The following is a 6299-nucleotide window of genomic DNA, read 5'->3' as shown; positions in this document are numbered from 1 at the left end:
TATTCCCAAAGAGGGGAAAAAGAAGATGTAAAGGCGGCAAGGCTGATGGAGCGGGTGCTGTACCTGGCTACGCCCATCCGTCTTGATGGAAAGAACCGCCGTCAATAATTCCCTTTCATACCAGGAGATGAGGATATGCCGAAAAAAGCCCTCGCAAAGTGGGCGGCGGTGCTGGCGATAGCGGCTGCCGGATTGTGGTTTAACGCAAAGTACTTCAATCTGAATCCAAGCCATATCAGGGAAGGTGTTCTATCCTTCGGCGTTTTTGCCCCGCTCATGTATATCGGATTATTAATGGTCAGGCCGTTTTTGCTTCTGCCCGCCTCCGTTTTTGCCGTAGGCGGCGGACTCGCATTCGGCTCGGTCTATGGATCTCTGTATTCTTTTATAGGAGCCGCCGGCGGAGCGTTTTTATCGTTTGCCGTTGCATACAAGCTCGGCGGAAACATGAAAAACATGCCTTTGAAGCTTGATGCGTTCCGCGCTTTTTTGCAAAAGAACGGTTTTTTCAGCATTTTGCTTTTACGGCTTGCACCGATCCACTTTGATGCGGTCAGCTATGCGGCCGGCGTATCAAAAGTAAAACCGCTGTCGTATTTGGCGGCCACGGCTGCGGGCATTATCCCCGGAACCGTTATTTTAAACGCGCTCGGATCGAGCATCATGTCCGGTGACCTCCTGGCGATTTCGGTCATGGCCGTAATCTACCTCCTTTTTATCACCGTTCCGCTCTTGTTCAGAAAAAAAGTGCAGGAGCTGCTTGATTAAAGGCTTATCCTTTTTTTACGTCTATTTTAGTTGTCCCGCCCATATACATGTACCAGATGTTGTTAGGGGGGACAAACATGCTCGAAATTACATTTGAAGATGATTATGATACAGCCGCGTTTTTGCATCTCCTTCGCAATGCGGATGAAAACCGGCATATCAAGATTCACGAGGCGCCAGGGAAGATCGGAATTGAAAAGACCCATTCCTCTGTCAGTATTCAGGAATACATCCAGCCGATTTTGACGAGATTTTTTACGGAGTGCAAAGAAGACGAATACATGCTTTCGGTCATTGAAGGAGATTACTATTTTTTGGACCGGGATGAGCAGCAGCAGATTCTGCAGCTGGCCCACAGCATCATGGAGGGGGAGCTCGAAGGTCTTCCGCTAAATCATGATGATACCCCTCGCGAATATTTCATCGAGCAGGAGCTCAAGACGATCTGTCTTGAAGAAAACGTCTTTTCGATTCGCTCCTTCATGACGTTCCGGCTCGGAAAATATTATGAGCGATTAAAAGGGTATGTCGAGGCGGCGATCGATGAATACAAAATGGAACAGGAATACCAGACGTTCATTCAATCGCTGAGAGACTACGTGACGAGGAAAGAGCCGGTGCTCGATCATGTGCGCATCGTGCATGACGGCCATTTTGTACTGTGGGAATTGAAATATATTTCAGAGCGGGAACAAAAAAAATACATAGACAGGCGGTTCGTGAGAGAACACCCGATGTATATCGATTCCCATCTGCTCGCTCCGCTCGTGTCGATCGCTCCGAAAAAAATCGACCTGTATACGAAAAACAGCGAGCATGCCATGGTACAGACGATCCAAAATATTTTTCAGGAACGGGTCCGGATTTTTTCTCTTGAATCCTTTCATCCGCAGGAAAACATTTTGGAAGAGCGTTCTTGATTTTGCTTGCAAAACGATTTATAATACATTGTAAACTTTACATTCCATGTATTGATAAGGACACGAAAAAATGAACACCGGTTGGCAGAGAGGGAGACCAAGGCTGCGAGTCTCTTAACCAAGGATCATTTTTTTACCACCTTTGAACATCAGTTGTGAACGGCGTATTGTCAAGTAATGACTGACGGGGCTTCCCGTTACAGAACCGAGAGCCGAAAAAGGCAGGCGATTTTCTGCGTTTTCGGGAAAAAGGGTGGAACCACGAATTCCGTTTATTAATCCTCGTCCCTTTCTTAGGGGGCGGGGTTTTTATTTTGCATAAAAAAGGAGTGACTAGGATGTCAGATATGGTAAAAATCACATTTCCTGACAGAGCGGTTAAGGAGTTTGCAAAAGGGACGACAACAGAAGATATCGCGGCATCGATCAGTCCCGGCTTAAAGAAAAAGGCCATCGCCGGAAAATTAAACAGCAAAGAAATCGATCTGCGCACACCGATCCATGAGGACGGCGCGATTGAGATCATTACGGAAGGCAGCGACGAAGCGCTTGAAATCATGCGCCACAGCACTGCACACTTAATGGCCCAGGCGATTAAGCGGCTTTATCAAAACGTCAAGCTCGGCGTCGGCCCTGTGATCGAAAACGGCTTCTACTATGATGTTGACCTGGAAGAAGCGCTCACACCGGAAGATCTCCCGAAAATCGAGAAAGAGATGAAAAAAATCATCGGAGAAAATCTGCCGATCGTCAGAAAAGAGGTCAGCCGCGAAGAAGCGAAAGCAAGGTTCGCCGAAATCGGCGACGACTTGAAACTGGAGCTGCTTGATGCGATTCCTGAAGGAGAGACGGTATCGATCTATGAGCAAGGCGAGTTCTTCGATTTGTGCCGCGGCGTCCACGTTCCGTCGACGGGAAAAATCAAGGAGTTCAAGCTGCTCAGCCTTGCCGGCGCATACTGGCGCGGCGACAGCAACAATAAGATGCTGCAGCGCATCTACGGTACGGTGTTCTTCAAAAAAGCCGACCTTGAAGAGCATCTGCGCCTGCTTGAAGAAGCGAAAGAACGCGATCACAGAAAGCTCGGAAAAGAATTAAAATTATTCGCGATTTCGCAAAAAGTCGGCCAGGGGCTGCCGCTTTGGCTTCCGAAGGGCGCGACGATCAGACGCGTCATCGAGCGCTATATCGTCGATAAAGAAATCGCCCTCGGCTATGAGCATGTTTATACGCCTGTGCTCGGAAGCAAGGAGCTTTACGAAACATCGGGCCACTGGGATCATTATCAGGATACGATGTTCCCGCCGATGGAAATGGACAATGAAACATTGACGCTTCGTCCGATGAACTGCCCGCATCACATGATGATTTATAAAAACGACATTCACAGCTACCGCGAGCTGCCGATCCGGATCGCAGAGCTCGGAACGATGCACCGCTACGAAATGTCCGGTGCGCTTTCAGGACTCCAGCGCGTCCGCGGCATGACGCTGAATGACGCACATATTTTCGTCCGTCCGGATCAGATCAAGGAAGAATTCATCCGCACCGTCCGCTTGATTCAAGACGTGTACAAAGACTTCGGATTAAACAACTATACATTCCGCCTGTCTTACCGCGATCCGGAGGATACCGAGAAATATTATGATGATGACGAAATGTGGAATAAAGCGCAATCGATGCTGAAAGCAGCGATGGATGAGATGGGGCACGACTACTATGAGGCGGAAGGAGAAGCGGCGTTCTACGGACCGAAGCTCGACGTTCAAGTCAAAACAGCGATCGGCAAAGAAGAAACGCTGTCAACCGTTCAGCTTGACTTCCTGCTTCCTGAAAGATTTGACCTGACATATGTCGGCGAAGACGGCAAACCGCACCGTCCTGTCGTTATTCACAGGGGCGTCGTATCGACAATGGAGCGCTTTGTGGCGTTCTTAATTGAAGAGCATAAAGGCGCGCTTCCGACATGGCTTGCGCCGGTGCAGTTCCAGGTGATCCCTGTATCGCCGTCCGCGCACCTTGACTACGCAAAACAAGTCCAGGAACGGTTGCAGCGCGAAGGATTGCGCGTTGAAGTCGACAGCCGCGATGAAAAGATCGGCTATAAAATCCGTGAAGCGCAAATGCAAAAGATTCCGTACATGCTCGTCGTGGGCGACCAGGAAGCCGAAAACGAAGCGGTCAATGTCCGCAAATACGGAGAGCAAAAATCAGAAACGGTTTCGCTTGAAGATTTCGTAAAAAAAGCCGTTGCTGAAGCAAGAAAATAAAACGAAAAAAAGCATGATTCCATTCGGAGTCATGCTTTTTTTGCGGCCAGAATATCGAACAGTTCGCTTAAATGACGGATTTCGTGGTCGGGTTTTACTTCGGTTTCGTTCACATTGCCTTTGCGGTTGACCCAGACGGTCTGAATGCCTGCTCTGGATGCGCCGAGAATATCTGTGTTCAAATTATCCCCGACCATCACGGCGTCTTCTTTCGCAATGCCGAGAAGATGAAGACAGTGTTCAAAAATGCTCGGGTCAGGCTTCCCTTTTCCGAAATTTCCGGAAATGACGATTTCCTTGAAATAAGGGGCAAGCTCAGGCACGCCGGCCAATTTTTCTCTTTGCAGGCTCGGATCACCGTTTGTCAGCAATAACAGCTCGAATTTTCCTTTTAATTCATCCAAAACGGCAAATGTTTCTTCATAGACGAAAGGGCTCTTCCGGCGCACGGCCGCAAAATATTCGCCCAGCTCTTCCCCGAAAGCGGGATCATCGATTCCGGATGCTTTCAGCCCGTTTGTCCATGCGTTTTTTCTGTATTCAGGGACGATTTTGTTCAGCTTTTGAAATCCTTCGCTGATCGGGTCGCTGAAATTCGACCAAAGCCCTTCAAACGGATTGATGCCGATCATCACGGTGTAGGGATACGTTTCATAAGATGTGTAAAGATCGCGCGCTGCCCGGCGTACAGCGGCTTCGAATTCATCCGAGCCGATCCCGTATTTTTTTTCGGCTTTCATACACGTTTCGGCAAATGCCGTACTGACGCTTTTTTCATCCCAGAGCAATGTGTCGTCTAAATCAAAAAATACGGCTTTCATGATCGTCTCCTCTGTCATGGATTTATCAATGTCTCATTTATTTTACAATAGATCAATAGGATGATAAAGCAGAGATTTTAAGAATGTGATGTGATAAAGCGCGAAAGTTTGAATGGCGATAGATATGATAAAATGAGGGCGGACTCAAAATTTGTGAGAAAGCAAGGGGATAACATGATCCATTTAATGATCATGATGCTGGAAAGAGTGGGGATCATCGTGATCCTTGGTTTTATTCTCGCCCATATGAAGGTGTTCCGGCAGCACCTTCAGCATCCGGAAGGATATAAGGGGAAGGCCGTTCTCATTTGTATCTTTTCACTTTTCAGCATTATCAGCAACTATACGGGAATTGAGATTCGAGATCACGAGATTTTAAACAATGATTGGATTTTTGCGATCGACCCGTCGAGCTCGATCGCCAATACGAGAATTCTCGGNNCTCGGAGTCGAAATCGGCGGCTTGATCGGGGGGCCCTTCGTTGGCGCCGGGGTCGGGATTCTTGCGGGAATTCACCGTTTTTCGCTTGGAGGAAGTACGGCTTTAAGCTGTGCGGTTTCTTCCGTGTTGGCGGGGGTTATATCGGGTTATATCGGGCGTTTTTTCCGGAAGAGGCACCAAATGGTGACGCCGCGGGTCGCGGCTCTTGCAGGCATTTCAATGGAAGCGCTGCAAATGATGATGATCATCATGCTTGCTGCGCCGCGGTCAGACGCTGTAGCGCTCGTTCAGATGATCGGCATCCCGATGGTCATCGTCAATGGGACAGGCAGTTTTATCTTTCTGTCGATCATTCAATCGATTATCCGTAAAGAAGAACAGGCAAAAGCCATGCAGACGCACAAGGTGTTTTCGATTGCCGATCAGACGCTGCCGTTTTTCCGCCAGGGGCTGAATGAGACATCGTGCAAAAGCGCGGCCCTGATTATTCATCAGATGACAGGCACGGATGCCGTGTCGATTACAGACAGGGAAACGATTCTCGCGCATGTCGGCGAAGGGGCTGATCACCATATTCCTTCGAGAAGCCTGATCACCGGTTTATCGAAAAAAGTCATCAAAACGGGGAAAGTCATGAAGGTGAAATCGCGCGACGAAATCGAGTGCACCCATCACTCTTGCCCGCTTCAGGCCGCGATTGTGCTACCCCTGATCTCCAACCGGAAGACGATCGGCACTCTGAAGCTGTACTTCAAGAATCCGGCGGGGCTAAACCGCGTGGCAGAAGAGCTTGCCGAAGGCCTTGCGATGCTTTTTTCAACACAGCTTGAGCTCGGGGAAGCGGAGCTGCAAAAGAAGCTATTGAAAGATGCCGAAATCAAAGCGCTGCAAGCTCAGGTCAATCCGCATTTTTTATTCAATGCGATTCATACGATCTCAGCATTGTGCCGGACAGACGCCGAAAAAACGAGAAAGCTCCTGCTTCAGCTCAGCGTCTATTTCCGCTCAAACCTGCAGGGGGCGAGGCAGCTATTGATTCCGCTCTCAAAAGAGCTGAACCATCTTGAAGCATATTTAT

4 protein-coding genes and 2 pseudogenes are annotated in these 6299 nt (G+C 48.8%); 5 read left to right on the top strand and 1 reads right to left on the bottom strand.

Annotated elements, in window-relative coordinates:
• The 4 genes and pseudogenes from V7126_RS23470 to thrS all read left to right on the top strand — a co-directional run.
• Nucleotides 1-108: pseudogene (locus tag V7126_RS23470) on the top strand (primosomal protein DnaI); the annotation flags it as partial.
• Between the two features lie 27 nt (nucleotides 109-135).
• A complete protein-coding gene (locus tag V7126_RS23465) occupies nucleotides 136-768 on the top strand; it encodes a TVP38/TMEM64 family protein (RefSeq protein WP_175076789.1) in 633 nt (210 codons plus the stop codon).
• Between the two features lie 77 nt (nucleotides 769-845).
• Nucleotides 846-1688 (top strand): putative sporulation protein YtxC, encoded by an 843-nt coding sequence (gene ytxC / locus V7126_RS23460; RefSeq protein ID WP_046129643.1) that lies wholly within the window; start codon nucleotides 846-848, stop codon nucleotides 1686-1688.
• 338 nt (nucleotides 1689-2026) lie between these two features.
• Complete coding sequence (gene thrS, locus V7126_RS23455; protein ID WP_175076788.1) at nucleotides 2027-3958, top strand: threonine--tRNA ligase; 1932 nt, start codon at nucleotides 2027-2029, stop codon at nucleotides 3956-3958.
• A 29-nt stretch (nucleotides 3959-3987) separates the two neighbouring features.
• On the opposite strand, the gene V7126_RS23450 is transcribed toward thrS, so the two are convergent.
• Nucleotides 3988-4779, bottom strand: a complete 792-nt coding sequence (locus V7126_RS23450) for an HAD family hydrolase (protein WP_175076787.1) — start codon at nucleotides 4777-4779, stop codon at nucleotides 3988-3990.
• A gap of 174 nt (nucleotides 4780-4953) precedes the next feature.
• On the opposite strand from V7126_RS23450, the pseudogene V7126_RS23445 reads away from it, so the two are divergent.
• Nucleotides 4954-6299: pseudogene (locus V7126_RS23445) on the top strand (LytS/YhcK type 5TM receptor domain-containing protein); the annotation flags it as partial.

This window comes from Bacillus sp. JJ675 (assembly GCF_036963165.1).
Taxonomy (GTDB): domain Bacteria; phylum Bacillota; class Bacilli; order Bacillales; family Bacillaceae; genus Bacillus; species Bacillus glycinifermentans.
Note: the sequence above shows the minus strand (reverse complement) of the source record. Positions and strands in the feature narration are given on the sequence as shown.